This is a genomic window from Paenarthrobacter sp. NPDC091711 (genome assembly GCF_044756605.1).
GTDB lineage: Bacteria > Actinomycetota > Actinomycetes > Actinomycetales > Micrococcaceae > Arthrobacter.
On record NZ_JBIVTF010000002.1, the window covers coordinates 283,139 to 299,581 of the forward strand.

Annotated in this window: 14 protein-coding genes; 6 read left to right on the forward strand and 8 right to left on the reverse strand. The window is 63.4% G+C overall.

The features are described from left to right. Nucleotides 1-4 precede the first annotated feature (4 nt). Nucleotides 5-1,111, forward strand: a complete 1,107-nt coding sequence (gene rarD, locus ACIQH5_RS04650; protein ID WP_400400725.1) for an EamA family transporter RarD — start codon at nucleotides 5-7, stop codon at nucleotides 1,109-1,111. A gap of 227 nt (nucleotides 1,112-1,338) precedes the next feature. Here the strand turns inward: rarD and gabT are convergent, their stop codons facing one another. Together gabT and ACIQH5_RS04660 are read right to left on the reverse strand one after the other, a co-directional pair. Continuing rightward, nucleotides 1,339-2,694: a 4-aminobutyrate--2-oxoglutarate transaminase gene (gabT, locus tag ACIQH5_RS04655; RefSeq protein WP_400400727.1), complete on the reverse strand. Its 1,356-nt coding sequence runs from the start codon at nucleotides 2,692-2,694 to the stop codon at nucleotides 1,339-1,341. Nucleotides 2,695-2,753: 59 nt separating this feature from the next. After that, entirely contained in the window at nucleotides 2,754-4,184 is a 1,431-nt protein-coding gene (locus ACIQH5_RS04660; protein ID WP_400400729.1) for a gamma-aminobutyraldehyde dehydrogenase, read from the reverse strand. Nucleotides 4,185-4,327: 143 nt separating this feature from the next. Here ACIQH5_RS04660 and ACIQH5_RS04665 point away from each other — a divergent pair, with 143 nt between their 5' ends. From ACIQH5_RS04665 to ACIQH5_RS04675, 3 genes are all read left to right on the forward strand, one after another. After that, on the forward strand, nucleotides 4,328-5,770 hold the full coding sequence (locus tag ACIQH5_RS04665; protein ID WP_400400731.1) for a PucR family transcriptional regulator: 1,443 nt from the start codon (nucleotides 4,328-4,330) through the stop codon (nucleotides 5,768-5,770). A gap of 77 nt (nucleotides 5,771-5,847) precedes the next feature. Further along, a complete protein-coding gene (locus tag ACIQH5_RS04670; protein WP_400400733.1) occupies nucleotides 5,848-7,131 on the forward strand; it encodes an MFS transporter in 1,284 nt (427 codons plus the stop codon). Continuing rightward, complete coding sequence (locus ACIQH5_RS04675; RefSeq protein ID WP_400400735.1) at nucleotides 7,128-7,808, forward strand: FadR/GntR family transcriptional regulator; 681 nt, start codon at nucleotides 7,128-7,130, stop codon at nucleotides 7,806-7,808. The genes ACIQH5_RS04670 and ACIQH5_RS04675 overlap by 4 nt, the downstream gene beginning before the upstream one ends. A 75-nt stretch (nucleotides 7,809-7,883) precedes the next feature. Here ACIQH5_RS04675 and ACIQH5_RS04680 read toward each other — a convergent pair whose 3' ends face one another. The 6 genes from ACIQH5_RS04680 to ACIQH5_RS04705 all read right to left on the reverse strand — a co-directional run bounded on the left by ACIQH5_RS04680 (nucleotide 7,884) and on the right by ACIQH5_RS04705 (nucleotide 15,089). After that, nucleotides 7,884-9,248, reverse strand: a complete 1,365-nt coding sequence (locus tag ACIQH5_RS04680) for a rhodanese-like domain-containing protein (protein WP_400400736.1) — start codon at nucleotides 9,246-9,248, stop codon at nucleotides 7,884-7,886. 86 nt (nucleotides 9,249-9,334) lie between these two features. Then, entirely contained in the window at nucleotides 9,335-10,801 is a 1,467-nt protein-coding gene (locus ACIQH5_RS04685; RefSeq protein ID WP_400400738.1) for an FAD-dependent oxidoreductase, read from the reverse strand. A gap of 20 nt (nucleotides 10,802-10,821) precedes the next feature. After that, nucleotides 10,822-12,099, reverse strand: a complete 1,278-nt coding sequence (cobA, locus tag ACIQH5_RS04690; RefSeq protein ID WP_400400740.1) for a uroporphyrinogen-III C-methyltransferase — start codon at nucleotides 12,097-12,099, stop codon at nucleotides 10,822-10,824. 124 nt (nucleotides 12,100-12,223) lie between these two features. Next, on the reverse strand, nucleotides 12,224-13,015 hold the full coding sequence (locus ACIQH5_RS04695) for a DNA alkylation repair protein (protein ID WP_400400742.1): 792 nt from the start codon (nucleotides 13,013-13,015) through the stop codon (nucleotides 12,224-12,226). 15 nt (nucleotides 13,016-13,030) lie between these two features. Further along, on the reverse strand, nucleotides 13,031-13,942 hold the full coding sequence (locus ACIQH5_RS04700) for a glutaminase (RefSeq protein ID WP_400400743.1): 912 nt from the start codon (nucleotides 13,940-13,942) through the stop codon (nucleotides 13,031-13,033). Between the two features lie 103 nt (nucleotides 13,943-14,045). Next, entirely contained in the window at nucleotides 14,046-15,089 is a 1,044-nt protein-coding gene (locus tag ACIQH5_RS04705) for an LLM class flavin-dependent oxidoreductase (protein WP_400400745.1), read from the reverse strand. A gap of 182 nt (nucleotides 15,090-15,271) precedes the next feature. Here ACIQH5_RS04705 and ACIQH5_RS04710 point away from each other — a divergent pair, with 182 nt between their 5' ends. Then, nucleotides 15,272-15,661, forward strand: coding sequence for a DUF6153 family protein (locus tag ACIQH5_RS04710; protein ID WP_400401085.1), 390 nt, complete (start codon nucleotides 15,272-15,274; stop codon nucleotides 15,659-15,661). A 143-nt stretch (nucleotides 15,662-15,804) separates the two neighbouring features. Beyond that, nucleotides 15,805-16,416 carry a DUF305 domain-containing protein gene (locus ACIQH5_RS04715; protein WP_400400747.1) on the forward strand — a complete coding sequence of 204 codons (612 nt, stop codon included), beginning with the start codon at nucleotides 15,805-15,807 and terminating at the stop codon, nucleotides 16,414-16,416. The last annotated feature ends 27 nt before the right edge of the window (nucleotides 16,417-16,443 follow it).

The window sequence follows — 16,443 nt, forward strand, 5'->3', positions numbered from 1 at the left end:
AAGATTGCGGAATATTGCGGGGCCAGGTGGTGTTGGCGACAATGTGTCGACTCCGGATCAGATAGCTGCCAACCCACCCTCTTCAAACAAGCCCACGACGACGGCGGGCGGAGGCGGTACTGGCGTTTCGAGCGGCTCCGGCGTTTCGGGCGGCTCCGGCAAACGGGGCGGCAAGCCCGTCAGGAGCGAGTCGACGGCGGGAATCCTGTTCGGCATCGGCGCCTACGGCCTGTGGGGCCTGCTTCCGCTGTACTTCTTCGTCCTGATGCCCGCCAGTGCCATCGAAATCGTGGCCAACCGGATCGTCTGGTCCCTGCTCTTCTGCGCACTTCTCATCACCATCACGCGGGCCTGGCGGGTCTTCGGTGCTGCGGTCAAGGACCGCACGGTGTTCGGCCCCTTGGCCCTGGCCGCTGTGCTGATTGCCATCAACTGGCTCACCTACACGTTCGGCGTCACCACCGGCCATGCCGTTGAAACGTCCTTGGGGTACTTCATTAACCCGCTGGTCTCCGTTTTGCTCGGAGTTTTTGTCCTCAAGGAAAAACTGCGTCCCCTGCAGTGGGCTGCTGTAGGCATTGGATTCGTGGCCGTGGGCGTCCTGACGTTCTCCTACGGGCAACTCCCCTGGATCGCACTGATCCTCGCGTTCAGCTTTGGCCTCTACGGCTTCGTGAAAAAGCGGGTGGGCCCCAAGGTTGACGCCCTCACCAGCCTCAGCGTCGAAACGGTGGTGCTCGCTCCCTTTGCCGCCATCACCATGGTGGTCCTGGCCGTGACCGGCGTCGAAACTCTCACCACCCTGGGTGCGGGCCACTTCTGGCTGCTCGTGGCCTCCGGCGTCATCACGGCTGTTCCGCTGCTGTTCTTCGGCGCCTCAGCCCGCCGCCTGCCCATGACCACCATCGGCTTGCTGCAGTACTTCGCGCCGGTGCTTCAGTTCATCGTGGCGCTGGCCGTGTTCAACGAGACCATGACCACTGCCCGCTGGATCGGCTTCTGCGTGGTGTGGTTGGCGCTGGTGCTGCTCACCATCGATATGCTTCGCACCACCAGGAAAAACTCGGTGCTCAAAAAGCAGGCCCGGCGCGAGTCAACGGCCGCCGCCTAGCCCGGAGCCGCCGTCGGACGCCCCGGCCGCCGCGTAGCCCGGCGCCGCCGTCGGACGTCAACGGCCGCCGCTTAGCCCGGAGCCGCCGTCGAAGTCGCGGGAAAGCTGCCAAAACCCCCGGAAAAGTCCAGCGAACTCGGCGGGTTCCAGCGACCTCGGCGGGTAGTTAAACAAAGGAGGGCCGGGTCCACAAGTGAACCCGGCCCTCCTTGGTGAAGCGAAGAGACTTACGCGTGAGCCTTGATGGCTGCGGCGAGGACCTCAAGGCCGTCGATCAGCAGTTCGTCGCTGATGACCAGCGGCGGGAGCAAGCGGATGACGTTGCCGTAGGTGCCACAGGTCAGGATGATGACGCCTTCCTTGAGGCAAGCAGCTGCAACGGCCTTGGTGAGCTCGGCGTTGGGTTCCTTGGAACCGGACTGGACCAGCTCGATGGCCAGCATGGCGCCGCGGCCACGGATGTCGCCAACTACGGAAACTTCGTCAGCCAGTTCGCGGAGCTTGCCCAGGGCGAGCTCTTCGATGTGACGGGCGCGGCCGTTGAGGTCGTGCTGTTCCATGGTGTCGATGGCTGCGAGTGCTGCTGCACAAGCAACCGGGTTGCCACCGTAGGTGCCGCCGAGGCCGCCCGGGTGGACGGCGTCGAGGAGGTCGGCGCGGCCGGTGATGGCGGACAGCGGGAGGCCGCCGGCGATGCCCTTGGCCATGGTGATGATGTCCGGGACAACACCTTCGTGGTCAACGGCGAACCATTCGCCGGTGCGGCAGAAGCCGGACTGGACCTCGTCAGCGATGAAGACGATGCCCTTTTCCTTGGCCCATGCGGACAGTGCCGGGAGGAAGCCTTCGGCCGGAACGATGAAGCCGCCCTCACCCTGGATGGGTTCGATGATGATCGCAGCAACCTGGTCGCCACCGATCTGCTTCTCGATCATGGTGATGGCGCGCTTGGCAGCCTCGGCACCCGTGATTTCCGGGTTCTCTTCACGGAACGGGTAGCTCATGGGCATGCGGTAGACCTCGGGCGCGAACGGGCCGAAGTTGGTCTTGTACGGCATGGCCTTGGCGGTGAGTGCCATGGTCAGGTTCGTGCGGCCGTGGTAGGCGTGGTCGAAAGCAACCACGGCGTCGCGGCCGGTAGCCAGGCGTGCAACCTTGACGGCGTTCTCCACGGCTTCAGCGCCGGAGTTGAACAGCACGGTGCGCTTGGCGTGATCGCCCGGGGTGAGGCGGTTGAGCTGCTCGGCAACTGCTACGTAGCCCTCGTAGGGGGTGACCATGAAGCAGGTGTGCGTGAAGTGTGCAGCAGCTTCCTGGACAGCGGCGACGACGGCGGGGTCGGACGCGCCAACGCTGGTCACGGCGATGCCGGAGCCGAGGTCGATGAAGGAGTTGCCGTCGACGTCGCGGACGATGCCGCCGTCGGCGTCTTCAACATAAACGGGGACGCCCGAGGCAACGCCGGCGGCGACGACGGCGGAGCGGCGCTCGGCCAGTGCCTGCGACTTGGGGCCGGGGAAGGCGCCGTTGATGTTGCGCTTCTGTTCGATGCGGTACGAGAGTTCGTTCGCGGTAGTAGTCATGGGGTGGTTGCCTTTCTGGGAAATTCGTACGGGTTACGCGAGTGCGTTATGCATCTGAGTTATGCATCCAATGCACTCATCACGTGCTTGATGCGCGTGTAGTCCTCGACGCCGTACATGGAGAGGTCCTTGCCGTAGCCGGACTGCTTGAAGCCGCCGTGGGGCATCTCTGCCGTCAGGAGGATGTGGGTGTTGATCCAGACCGCACCGAAGTCGAGGTCGCGGCTCATGCGCATGGCCGTGCCGTGGTCGGTGGTCCAGACGCTGGATGCCAGGGCGTATTCGACGTCGTTGGCGAGTTCGAGCGCTTCGTCTTCCGTGCTGAACTTCTGGACGGTGATAACCGGGCCGAAGGTTTCCTTCTGCACGATGTCATCAGTCTGCTTGGCGCCGGAGATGATGGTGGGCTCGAAGAAGAAGCCCTTCTCTCCTGCGCGGTGGCCACCGGTTTCGATCTTGCAGTTGGCCGGCAGGTTTTCCACCACGGAGGTCACGGCGTTGAAGTGGTTCACGTTGTTGAGCGGGCCGAAGTAGTTGTCTTCGTCGTTCTGCGAACCGGTGTGCAGGGTCTTGGTGTGCTCCACCATTGCCGCCACGACGTCGTCGTGAACGGAGTCTTCCACCAGCACGCGGGTGATTGCCGTGCAGTCCTGGCCGGCGTTGAAGAAGGCGAACTCGGCGATTGCCGCGGCGCTCTTCTTGATGTCGGCATCCTTGAAGACGATTGCCGGTGCCTTGCCGCCAAGCTCAAGGTGGGCACGCTTGAGACCCTTGGCTGCGCCGCTTGCAACGGCGATGCCGGCGCGGACGGAACCGGTGATGGAAACGAGTCCGGGGACCTTGTGGTCAACCATCATGGCGCCGGTTTCACCGGTGCCCAATACAACGTTGAGGACGCCGGCCGGGAAGATCTCGCCGGCGAGGCGTGCCAGGACCAGCGTGGACTCGGGGGTGGTGTCCGAGGGCTTCAGGACAATCGTGTTGCCTGCGGCGAGGGCCGGGCCGATCTTCCAGATGGCCATGAGGAACGGGTAGTTCCACGGAGCAACCTGGGCTACAACGCCAATGGGTTCGCGGCGCACGTAGGAAGTGTGGCCTTCGAAGTACTCGCCCGCGGATTTGCCTTCCATGATGCGTGCTGCGCCGGCGAAGAAGCGGAGCTGGTCGGCGCCTGCGGCAACTTCCTCGGAAGCAATCAGGGAGCGGACCTGTCCGGTGTTGCGGTGCTGGGCTTCGACGAGTTCGTCGCTGTTGGCCTCAACGGCGTCGGCGAGCTTGAGGAGCATGAGCTGGCGCTGGCCCGGGGTGGCTTTCTTCCAGGACTTGAAGGCCTGGTTGGCCGCGGTCATGGCAGCGTCCACGTCGGCCTGCACCGAAATGGGCGACTTGGCAACGATTTCCCCGGTGGCGGGGTTCACGATGTCCAAAAGACCCGTACCTGCCGGCGTAACGAATTCGCCGTTGATGAAGTTCTGCAAGGTTTGAACCACGGTGTGCAACCCTCTTTCGGAGTCTGGGCATGGATTTAGCTGATCAGAGCCTATGCCAGGGAGGGGGTCCAAGGAATAGCCAGCTGCACACACAAGTACCACCCGCTTAGTGCGCTTGACCAGTGCCGGGTTACGCTTAAAGCATGGCCATGTCCCTCGCTTCGCTCGTCGCTGTCCCCTCCCTGAAACTCCGCCAAGCCGGCCTCGCCGAAACAACGTGGAACCAGGACATCAGCTGGGTTGCCGTGACGGAACTGGAAGATCCACAACGCTTCCTCAGCGGCGGAGAATTGGTCCTGACCACCGGACTGCGCCTCAAGAGCGCCGCCGACCAGCGGCGCTTCGTCCGCCAGGCCCAGCGCGCCGGCGCTGTGGGGATCGGCTTCGGCATCGGCCTGACCCACGAGTCCGTTCCTGAAGCACTCATCGCCGAAGCCAACCGCTGGGGTTTGCCCCTGGTGGAAGTGCCTTATGCGATCCCCTTCATTGCCATTGGCAAGCTGGTGGCTGAATCGCATTCCGCTGACCACTACTCAAATTTGGAGCGCCTCCTCGCCGGACACCAGATCCTGGCCCGCTCACTCCTCACCGGTGGCGGCCTGAACGAGCTCCTCAAACAACTGGGCAGCATGCTCCGGACCGATGTGGTGCTCACCCAGTTCAGCGCGCAGCTTTACAACAGCGTGGCTGGAAAGCCGGCCCCGACGGCGGATGGCTGGGCCTCGTACCCGATTCCCACCGGGCGCAGGGACGCCTGCACGCTGTGGTTGCGGCAGCCTTTTGTTGACTCCGGGATTGTCAGCTACGCGCAGAACCTCATCAGCGTGGAGCTCAACAACATGGTCAAGCAGCGGCAGTCCCAGCGGGCCATGGCAGGTCAGGTGCTGGACGACGTCATTCACGGCACGCTGGAGAGCATCGAGGCAGCCAGGCGTTTGGCCGGCGTTGGCATCAACAGCACCCGGAAAAACGTGGTGCTCGTTGCGGAATCCGCGGCCCATCACAAACAACTGATCAGCATTTCGCTGCCCCAGGCGCTGGAAGCCGGCGTCAGCGCCGTCGTCGGGAAGGACCTGGTCACGGTCATCAGCGACGACGGCAGCTCGGCCACGGCTCTGGCCAAGAGCCTGAGTGATCATTTACAGGAGGCCGGCATCCATGCCGTGATTGGTATTGGGGGCGCCTATACGAAGCCGAACGGTCTGCGGTGGAGCTACTTTGAAGCGCGCGACGCCGTGGCGCACGGCTTGCCCGTCAACGAGCCCGAGCGGCTGAGCCTGACCTCGTTGTTGCTTGCCAGCGAGGATGTTCCTCTGGCTGATATGGCCAGCGAATCCCTCACCCCGCTGCGGAAATTCGACGCCGCCCACGGTGCCGAACTGGTGGCCACGCTGGAAAGCTACCTGAACCATAACGGGTCAGTGGCTGCCGTGGCCGAGGCCCTGACGCTGCACCGCAACACGGTGCGCTACCGTCTGGCCCAAATCACGGAGCTGACTGGCTACGACCCCTCCCAGACGCAGGACCGTGTGCAGCTGTGGTTGGCATTGGCCGTCCAGCGACTGGGTTCCCGCAACCCGCGATAGCCGCCCGTAAACAACCAGCGCGGAGAGGTTCACCACAAAACTCTAGACATTAGACGTCAAACGTCTAACCTTTAGATATGGCCGCGACGACTCCTCTTACCCCCAGCACCGGAAACATCCCTACTGTGAGCACCTCCCAGACTCCTGCGGTCCGGGAGAACCCTGCCGTCCCCAAGACGCGGGTGGTCGCCGTCGTCGGCATTATTGCCGTGGTGCTCATCGGCCTGAATCTGCGCGCGGGCATCACCAGCGCCGCGGCCCTGTTCCATGACCTTCAGCAGGTGCTGGGTTATGGCGCTCTGGTGGCGTCCATCCTGCCGTCCATCCCACTGCTGTGCTTTGCGGTTGCAGGCATGGGAACGTCTTGGCTAACCCGCCGAGTGGGCGTGGAGAAGGCGATCGCCATCGCTTTGGCACTGCTGGCTGGCGGCTTGCTGGTGCGCGGCATTCCGGTGACGGGCGCCCTCCTTGGAGGCACAGTCCTGGCGATGTCCGGCCTTGCGGTGTGCAACGTGGCCATGCCGTCCTTCATCCGTGAGCACTATTCCGAGCGCACCTCCATGATGACCGGCCTCTACACTTTCACCATGTCAGGCGGAGCCACCTTCGCTGCAGTGGTCAGCGTTCCGCTGGCCCAGGAGCTCGGCTCGCCGTCCATCGGCCTGGCTGCTTGGGGCCTGTTGGGCGTCGCGGCTCTCTTGGGTTTCCTGCCGGTGGTCCTGCATACGCACCGGAAGGCCACCAAAACCGATCGTCCGCGGGTCTCCATGTGGCCCCTGCTGCGCACCCGTTTGGGCCTTTTGATCACCGCGATCTTCACCTTCCAGGCTTTCCTCGCCTACGCCGTGATGAGCTGGTTCGCCTACATCCTGACGTCTCAAGGGCTCAGCCCCTCCGAGAGCGGCCTGCAGTTCGGTGTGATGCAACTGGTATCCGTCGCTGCCGGCATGACCCTTCTGGCCTTCGGCTCCAGGCCCGGCATGCTCCGCCCGGCCCTGTATCTGGCCAGCAGCTCAACCTTGCTGGCCATCGCCGCCATGGTCTGGCTGCCGACGTCATTGGCCGTTGTTCCCGCCGTGCTGTTCGGCTTTGGCTTGGGCATCTTCCCGCTGGTACTGGTGATTATCAGCCGTAGTGGACGCTCGACGGCGGAAACCACCGCGCTCTCCACCATCGCCCAATCGCTGGGATACTTGATTGCGGCAATTGGCCCGTTTGGCATGGGCCTGCTCCACAGCGCCACCGGCGGTTGGGTGCTGCCGCTGAGCCTGCTGTCCATCGTGGCGGTGGCGCTCATGGTTACCTGCCACCTGCTGACGAGCAAGCGCACTGCCACCAAGACCGGACCGAGGACAGCATGACCCTGACCCCTTCGCATCGCCCGGCCCTTGCCGATGAGATCACCGCCAAGCTGCGGGACATGATCAAGTCCGGTGAATGGCCGCTACAGGAGCGGATTCCTGCCGAGCCCGAGCTCATGTCCACCCTTGGTGTTTCGCGGGGAACCCTGCGCGAGGCCATCAAGGCGCTGGCACACTCGGGCATGTTGGAGGTCCGCCGGGGAGATGGCACGTATGTGCGGGCGAACAGCGAGATGTCCGGTGCAGCCCAGCGCATGTACTTGGAGCACACGCAGGAACACATTGTGGAGGTGCGCCTCGGCTTGGATACTCAGGCTGCCCGCTTGGCCACCAAGCACGCCACTGTTGAGGATTTGGCCGAAATGCGCCGCCTCCTCGCACTCCGGCATGATGCCTGGCAGGCCGAGGACTACCCCACCTGGGCCAGTGCCGATTGGGAATTTCACGAGCGCGTTGCCTTGGCGTCCGGCAATCCCTTGCTGCACCAGCTGTACGTGTCGTTCGGCGGAGTGTTCCATAACGACCTCCTCCGGCAGCAGCGCAAGGGCGGCTTCAACGGCATCCCCCGCGAAGGCCACGACGAACTGGTTGATGCCTTGGAAGCCCACGATCCCGATGCCGCCGTCCGCAGCGTCTACCGGAACCTTGACTACTGTTCGGATCAGGCGCCGCGGTAACGTCTGCTGGGCTATGACGTTGCAAACCCGCTGAACCGTTGTTGCCCCACCACGGTTCAGCGGGCTGGCAACGTCTTACGGCACCGTTTCGATCCCGGCCCCGGCTGCGTCCTTGAATCTGGCGTTGATCAGCACCACGTCGCGCCCGGCCCGGTCCAGTAGGCTGGCTGCAACACTCGCCCGGTATCCCGTGGCACAGTGAACCCAAATCTTCGCATCCGGCAGTTCCGTGATCTTGCCGGGAAGCTCGTAGACGGGAATGTTGAGGGCTCCCTTGATGTGCGATGCCCCGAACTCCTCCGGGCGACGAACGTCCAGCACCACGTCCCCCGGCGCACGGCCTTTGAGGAGCGCGGTCCACTCCCCGTGCGGGTAGCTCGCCGGCGGAGACTCCGGCGACCACTCACCAGGTTGATGCCCGACGGCGGCATCCGGACTGTCGATGCCGATTCTCGCCAGGTCGCGGATCGCCTTTTCCACCTCTCCCCTGGGCCCCAGCAGCGTGAGTGGTTGATTCCAGGGGATCACCCAGCCGAGGTAGCTGGTGAAGTTATCGCCCTTCCCGTACTCGAAGCTCACGCTGCCCTTGAGGTGGCTGTCCGCGAAAGCCACCCTGTGCCGGAGATCCACCAACCACTCCCCTGCGTCCAGGCGTCGGGTTAACTCTTCAGCATTGACGGAGTCCGGGACAGCAAGGGCTGCAGGTCCCACTCCTGCCGCGTTGAGCGGGCTCATGTGGGCGTAGTACGCGGGATAAGCGGTGATGTTCGCCAATAACTCTGACACGAAGTGGTCCTCGTCGGGATCCGTCAGGGCATGGTTGCTCTTGGATTGCTCACCAATGGTGGATGCTTCCTGGTGGCTCGCGGGACCGCTGGAACAAAACGATCCGAAGCCGTGGGTTGGGTAGAGCGAGGCCTCCGGATGCGACGAGCCCACCAGTCGCCGGACTGAGGAGTACTGGTCATGAGCCAACGTGGCGGTGTCATCGGGAGAGACAAGGTCCGTCCGGCCCACCGAACCGTAGAGCAGGCTGCCGCCGGAAAACACGGCCTCAGCGCCGTCGTCGTGCGTGTCATCCCGGACCACATACGAAAGGTGCGTGTGAGTGTGGCCTGGCGTGGCAACCACTCGCACCACGAGCCGGCCAACTCGAAAAACCTGGCCGTCCGTGACGGGCACACGGGTAAACGCGACGTGGTCGTCGGCGTTCACCAGATACTCAGCACCGTGCTTCTCAGCCAAGACCAACCCGCCGGTGGCGTAGTCGTTGTGGAGGTGTGTCTCGGCCACATGGGTGATCCGCACGCCGGCTTCGCAGGCGGCAGATTCAACCCGGTCAATGTCGCGTTGAGGATCAATCACCAGCGCCACATTGCCGTCGTGGACCAAGTAGCTCCGGTCCCCCAACTGGGGCGTTTCAATGACAACGACGTCCATGACTCAGGGTACCGCCGGCGGTTGTCCCTTAAGCAGCAGCGGGGCCACTCGAAAGGAGTGACCCCGCTGCTGTGAAACGGAAGAAACTAGACCTGTGCGGCTACACCGTCACGGGAGATGTTGACCATGTCCTCGCGGGGAACAACCTTGATGCGCTCACGCTTGACCTCAACACCGTGGGAGGTGCCGGCCTCGGTCGCGGCTGCACCCAGTGCGAGCTCGTGGGCGTCCAGCGCCAGCCAGCCTTCCCAGCTGGTGAACTTCACGCCGCGGGCGTCCAGGAGTTCCACTACGGCGTCGGCTGCGGGAACCTCAGCGAGCGGCAGGTTTGCGCGGTCTTCCAGGAGGTACGTAACGGTTTCCAGGGCGTCACCCTTGGTGTGGCCGATGAGGCCAACCGGACCACGCTTGATCCAGCCCGTTGCGTAGAGGCCCGGCACGTGCTGGCCGTCGGCGTCCAGCACGCGTCCGCCGTCGTTGGTCACCACGCCCTTCTTGTGGTCGAACTCGACGTCCGGCAGGGCCGAACCGAAGTAGCCGATTGCGCGGTACACGGCCTGGACCGGGTAGTCGATGAACTCGCCGGTGCCGCGGGCGTTGCCCGTGCCGTCCAGTTCGGTGCGCTCGAACTTGATGCCGGCAACCTTGCCGGGCGTCTCTGCGGAATCAACAATTTCCACCGGGCTGTGCAGGAAGTGCAGGTGAAGGCGACGGGAAGCCTTGAGCTCGGAAAGGTCCTCGGGCTGTTCGGCGATCCAGTTGGTGAGCGTGCCAACCATGGTCTTGATCTGGTTGTTCGTCTGGACCTGGCGATCGGACTCTTCGTCGAATTCGAAGTCCTCGGCGTAGAGGATGATGTCAACATCCTTGGAGTGCGAGAGTTCGCGGAGTTCCAGCGGGGTGAACTTCACCTGCGCCGGGCCACGGCGACCGAAGACATGCACGTCCGTGACGGGCGAGGCCTTCAGACCGGCGTACACGTTGTCCGGGATTTCGGTGACCAGCAGGTCATCGGCATGCTTGGACAGGACACGGGCCACGTCCAAGGCCACGTTGCCGTTACCGAGAACAGCGATTTCGGTGGCTTCCAGCGGCCATTCGCGGGGAACGTCCGGGTGACCGTCGAACCAGGAAACGAAGTCGGCGCCGCCGAACGAACCCTCAAGCTCGATGCCCGGGATGTTCAGGTCCGCGTCCTTGATGGCACCGGTGGCGAAGATGATGGCGTCGTAGTGCTTGCGGAGGTCCTCGATGGAGATGTCCGTGCCGTAGTCCACATTGCCGAAGAAGCGGATATCGCCGCGGTCCAGCACCTTGTGCAGGGCGTTGACGATGCCCTTGATGCGGGGGTGGTCCGGGGCTACGCCGTAACGGATGAGGCCATACGGTGCCGGGTAGCGGTCAAAGAGGTCGATGCTGACGGTGAGTTCGCCGCTCTTGACGGCTTCGCTCTTGGTCAGGATGTCCGCTGCGTACACGCCGGCCGGGCCGGAGCCGATGACGGCGACGCGAAGCGGACGGTCCGCAGAACCTACGGGGGTGCTAATTGACACGGCTGTGTTCCTTCTTCTTCTCAGTTACTGCGGACGCGGGGACGATTTGGGGTAATAGTGCTGTAATCAGCGGTCTTGAAATGCTGCGGTGCAAAGGGGCTGACGCGGACCACATCGCCGATCACGATGACCGCCGGGTTGGCCACGCCGACGGCTTCCGCCTGGTCCGCGATGGTACCCAGAGTGCCGATGGTGACGCGCTGATCCGGCAAATACCCGTTCTCTACGATACCTACTGGCGTGTCCAAAGGCAGACCCGAGCCTGCCAGAGCAGCCGCGGAATCCCGCAATTGCGCTACTCCCATGAGCAACACCACAGTGTGATCGGGGCGTGCGGGGACCTCGGACAGCTCTTCATGGCCGGTTACTACGCTGAAGCCCTTGGCCAGGCCGCGGTGTGTCACGGGAATACCGGCAGCGGCCGGAACCGAGATTGCCGACGTCACGCCGGACACCACTTCAACCTCGACGCCGTTCTGCCGGCAGAATTCTGCTTCCTCGCCTCCGCGCCCCAGGACGTAGGGGTCGCCGCCTTTGAGGCGGACCACGCGGTTGCCCTTCAAGGCTTCGTCCACCAGGATGCGGTTGATCTCCAGCTGAGGAACCGGGTGGTGGCCGGGCGTCTTGCCCACCTCGATCACGCGGACGTCCGGGGCAAGTTCGTTGAGCAACTCACGGGGGCCGAGGCGGTCGGCAACCACGACGTCGGCCTGGCCCAGCAGGCGCCGGCCACGGACGGTGATGAGTCCCGAGTCGCCAGGACCGCCGCCTACCAGAGCTACTGAGCCAACAGGCGTTGTGCCGTCAGCTTCAGGCTTGCGGTGGCGACGAAGCGGAAGGTCGCCGGTTTCAAGCGCAGTGGCCACAGCATTGCGGAGGGCCATGGCACGGCGCGGGTCTCCCCCGGCGTTGATGGCGATCTTCACGTCGTCCACCACGGCCACGGCGGGCGTCCAGGCTGCTGACGCTTCGTGGTCCGAGGCGTTGACGCACCAGATGCGCTGCGCTTCGGCGTCGGAGGCTACCTGGGTATCCACGGCGGCAGCGCCAGTGGCCGTTTGAACGAACCAGACGCCGTCGAGGTCTGACGTTCGGTACTCCCGCTGCTCCCAGGTGAGGAGGCCGGAGTCTGCGATGCCGCGAAGTGTTTCGGTGGCAACGGGCGCTACAACGGTGACTTTTGCACCGGCGTCGAGCAGTCCCTTGGCGCGGCGCTCCGCGACGGGGCCGCCGCCCACAACCAGCACCGGGCGGCCGAGCAGCCGCAGCGCGGTGGGGTAAATGTCCTGTATTGCCATGAAAAAACTGTAGGGCGGCCCCGTAACATGCTTCAAAGGCTCGGAAACACCCGGTAACGCTGGGTAATCCAACGTCATATACGGTGGCTGCTCTTTGCCGGCGTTGGGCCTGATTTTGCGCGGATCAGTTAGGGGAAACCCTGTCTTTGAGCGTCAGGTAGTAGGCCCGCTGTTCCTTGCCCAGGTGCTCAATCGCGTAACGAAGCGCCGTCCGCGGCATGGTGGCGGCGTGTTCGTCCAGGAAGGCCAGAAGCCGTTCGCGGCTGCTACGGCCAGCGTCACGGACCCAACCACCTACGGCTTTCTGGATGAGGTCCTCTTTGTCATGAAGGAGGATCTCGGCGATGGCGAAAGTGTCATCCAATTGGCCTTCACGGATGAATGCCGACGTGGCAACAATGGCGGTCCGGCGCTCCCACATGCTCTCCGAGCGGGCCAGTTCGTACAGGGGGTCGCGCGGCTTATCCATGAGCCAACCGCCCACCACACGCCCGGCTCCCAAGTCCACCAGGTCCCAGTTGTTGATGCGGTCGTGCCTTCTCACGTAAAGCTCGTAAAGCTCCCGGCGCCGCTCGTCCGTGGTCTTCTTCTTCTGAGCCTGCAAGGACATGATCTTCACGGCACCCGCCCGGGCCTCGTGGATGTCCTTCTCCAGCAGCGTCTCTAAATCTTCCAAAGTCATGGCCGCGAATTCCTTGGCCAGCGTGAAAACCTCGCCCATCCGGACGCCAAGGAAGAAGTCCCCCTCGGCGTAATCACCCTTGCCGGTCTTGAAATACCGCTGGTACTTTGCCTGCTCCACCGAGGACTGCCGGATTTCCAGGCGCTCCAAAAACGCGACGGCGGTGGGTTGGGTTCCCGGCGCCGGCGCCGCAGGCTTGCGGTTCTTGGGGGCCTTTCCGTCTTTGGGGGTCATGTCTCCATCATGCGCCTAAAAGACCGACCAGCCAGTACGCGTGGTGAATTCGTCCAGCGCGGCCACACCTGCCACGGAATTCCCGGACCGTCCCAGGCCAGGGCTCCACACACTGATAGAGCACTTGTTCGGCACCACGGCCACGATCCCCCCGCCCACGCCGCTCTTACCCGGAAGACCCACGCGATAAGCGAATTCGCCCGCGGCATCGTACGTACCGCAGGTGAGCATGACGGCGTTGATCCTCTTGGTTTGGGCCGGGGACAACAACAACGTCCCGTTTGTTCCCAAGCCGTTGGAGGCCAGGAAACGGGTTGCGAGCGCCAGATCTTCGCACGTCATGGCCAGCGCGCATTGCTTCGCGTAAGAGTCCAGGACCTCGTCCACCGGGTTCTCCAGGTTGCCGCAGCTTGCCAGGAAATGCGCCAGCGAGGCGTTGCGGTGTCCCTTGCCCAGTTCGGATGAGGCCACAACGTGATCGGTGTCGATGCTCTCCTTGCTGGTCTCCTGGCGCATCAGTTCCCGCACGGCCTTGGCTGCGTCGCCTGTGAGGCTGAGTAGCCGATCCGTCACCACGATTGCACCGGCATTGATGAACGGGTTCCGGGGAATGCCCTCCTCGCTCTCCAACTGAACCAAGGAGTTGAAGGGGTTGCCTGAGGGTTCGCGGAAGACGCGCTTCCAGATGTGGTCGCCGTCCGCAGCGAGAACCAAAGCAAGGGCGAAGACCTTGGAGATGCTTTGAATGGAGAACTCCACATGCGCGTCCCCGGCTGAGAACACCTCACCCTCCCGGGTCACCACCGACATCCCGAACTGATGCGGGTCCACGGCCCCGAGTTGGGGGATGTAATCGGCGACCTTTCCTTGGCCGACGTGCGGTTGAACTGCTCCCACGATGTCGTCGAGGAGGTTCTGAATGTCCATGGGGCAACCTTTGCTTTCTGTGTAGTCCCCTCGTCGTTGAAGGGACTGACACGTGCTCCTGTGTTGTTGGCGCAGTAATGCACAGCCAGCAACACTACCGGGCCTACACCCCTTGGTTTGCCCTCCACCCGAAGGCTGGAGCCACGTGCTTTGCTACGTTGCCCAGCAGCTTGGCGTTGTAGTCCGCTCCTAGTTGGTTGGGCACAGTGAGCAGGACGGTGTCAGCCGCTTGGACCGCAGCGTCCTTGGCCAGTTCCTCAGCCAGTGCGTCCGGCTCGCCGATGTAGCTCTTACCGAAACGGGACAACGCGCCGTCGAGAATTCCCACCTGGTCCTGGCTGTCCGCTTGGGCGCGGAGGCCGAAGTAGTGGTTGTCCACGTCGTCCACGATGGGGATCACGCTGCGGCTGACGGAAATCCTCGGCTCAAAGTCGTGCCCGGCCGCGGCCCATGCTTCGCGGAACATGTGGATCTGTTCGGCCTGCAGCTGATCGAACGGCATGCCGGTGTCCTCGGTGAGGAGGGTGGAGCTCATAAGGTTCATGCCTTGTTCCGCAGCCCACACGGCGGTTTTCCGGGTTCCGGCTCCCCACCAGATTCTTTGCGGGAGGCCCGGTGACTGGGGCTGGATGGGCAACAGCCCCGTGGCCCCACCCGCGTAGTGCGGATCTGCCTCAGCCACACCGTGCCCGGCGATGGCCTTCCGGAACAGTGCGGTGTGACGGCGTGCCATGTCGCCGCCGTCCTCGCCGTCTGCGGGGACGTAGCCGAAGGTTGCGGCGCCGTTCCGTGCAGGTTCGGGTGAACCCCGGCTCACACCGAGCTGCAGCCGCCCGTCACTGATGAGGTCCGTGGCAGCGGCTTCCTCGGCCATGTAAAGCGGGTTCTCGTAGCGCATGTCGATCACGCCTGTACCCATCTCGATCCGGCTGGTGCTGGCCGCGATCGCGCTGAGGAGCGGGAAAGGAGAGGCCTGCTGCCGGGCGAAGTGATGGACTCTGAAGAAGGCGCCGTCTATGTCCAGTTCCTCCGCCGCAACGGCGAGTTCAATTCCCTGTTTCAGGGCCTCTCCGGCCGTGGGAACCAGCGATCCTGGTACGCGGGCCCAGTGGCCGAAGGACAGGAAGCCGATCCGTTTGTTGTGCATGCTGAGAACAACCCCGCGAGAGGTACAGGAATTCCACATACGCGGATTCCTCATTGGACTCCATACCCTCCAGGGGTATGGTGTAAGTAAATGTACCCCAGCATATAGTCCGCGGAAGGACGCCCAAAGTGAGCAGATCAGCATTTCCACTGCCCCTTCGTAGGGCTTCCCTGTTCCTGCTGGTGTTGGGCGTCATTGCTGGAATTCTCGGCATGCACGTAGTGATGGGTTCCCATACCGCCCATTCGGCTCCCGCTACTCAGGCGTCAACGCTGCACAGTGATCACCACGCGCATTCGACAGCCGGATCCCAGGCCGCCAGCACACTCCACCACCCGTTGGCCTCCAGCCTCGACGCAGAGTCCTGCTCCACGGGTAGCTGCTCGTGTTCACAATCAACCGCTGAACACTGCATCCCGTCATTGAAGACAGGTTCCCTGATTGCCCCGCTTCCGGGCAGCGGAGTTGGGGGCCTGGCTGATGGTCTGTGGGCCACAGTTGAAGCACCGCGAACGTGGACCTATGCCCCGCCCAGTCCTTCCCTAAGTCAACTTTCGATCAGTAGAACGTAAGCATTTTGCCGTGGCGGCCCCAAGTTTTGCCGCCTATACAGTGCCTCGCATCCCTCCACACGGGCTCTCGAGGCCACCATCATGCCTACCACCAGGATGGCTCGCGCCCCGGGCCGCCCCACTATCGAAAGACCACAACCCTGATGAACAAAACTCAGCTCACCCTTAGCGCCGCCGCTTTTGCGGGGCTCCTTGCCGTGGCCGGCTGTGCCTCTCCGGCAAACCCTGGCTCCATGCCGGGAATGGACCACGGAAACTCCGGCACCAGCGCGCCCGCCAACATCACGTCTGCAGGGCACAACGCTGCTGACGTCATGTTCGCCCAGATGATGATTCCCCATCACGCCCAAGCCGTGGAGATGTCCGACGCCGTGCTCGCCAAGGCTGACATCCCCACCGCGGTGACCCAGTTGGCCGTAAAGATAAAAGCAGCTCAAGCACCCGAAATCGAGAAGATGACGGGCTGGCTCAAGAGCTGGAACATGCCAGTAATGGGGTCCTCCGGGCACAGCGGTCACAGCATGGACGGCATGCTGACTGACGCCGATCTCAAGAAACTCAGCGCAGCCCAGGGCACCGAAGCTGCCAAGCTCTTCCTGACCCAGATGATCGCGCATCACGAAGGCGCGGTCACCATGGCAAAGACTGAGATCACCCAGGGCAGTAACCCCGAAGCCGTCCAACTCAGCAAGGACATCGTCACTTCCCAGGAAGCGGAGATCCAGGAAATGCGGGATCTCCTGGCCACCCTCTAGCACTCGGGTTCAGAACAGCGAACGCAC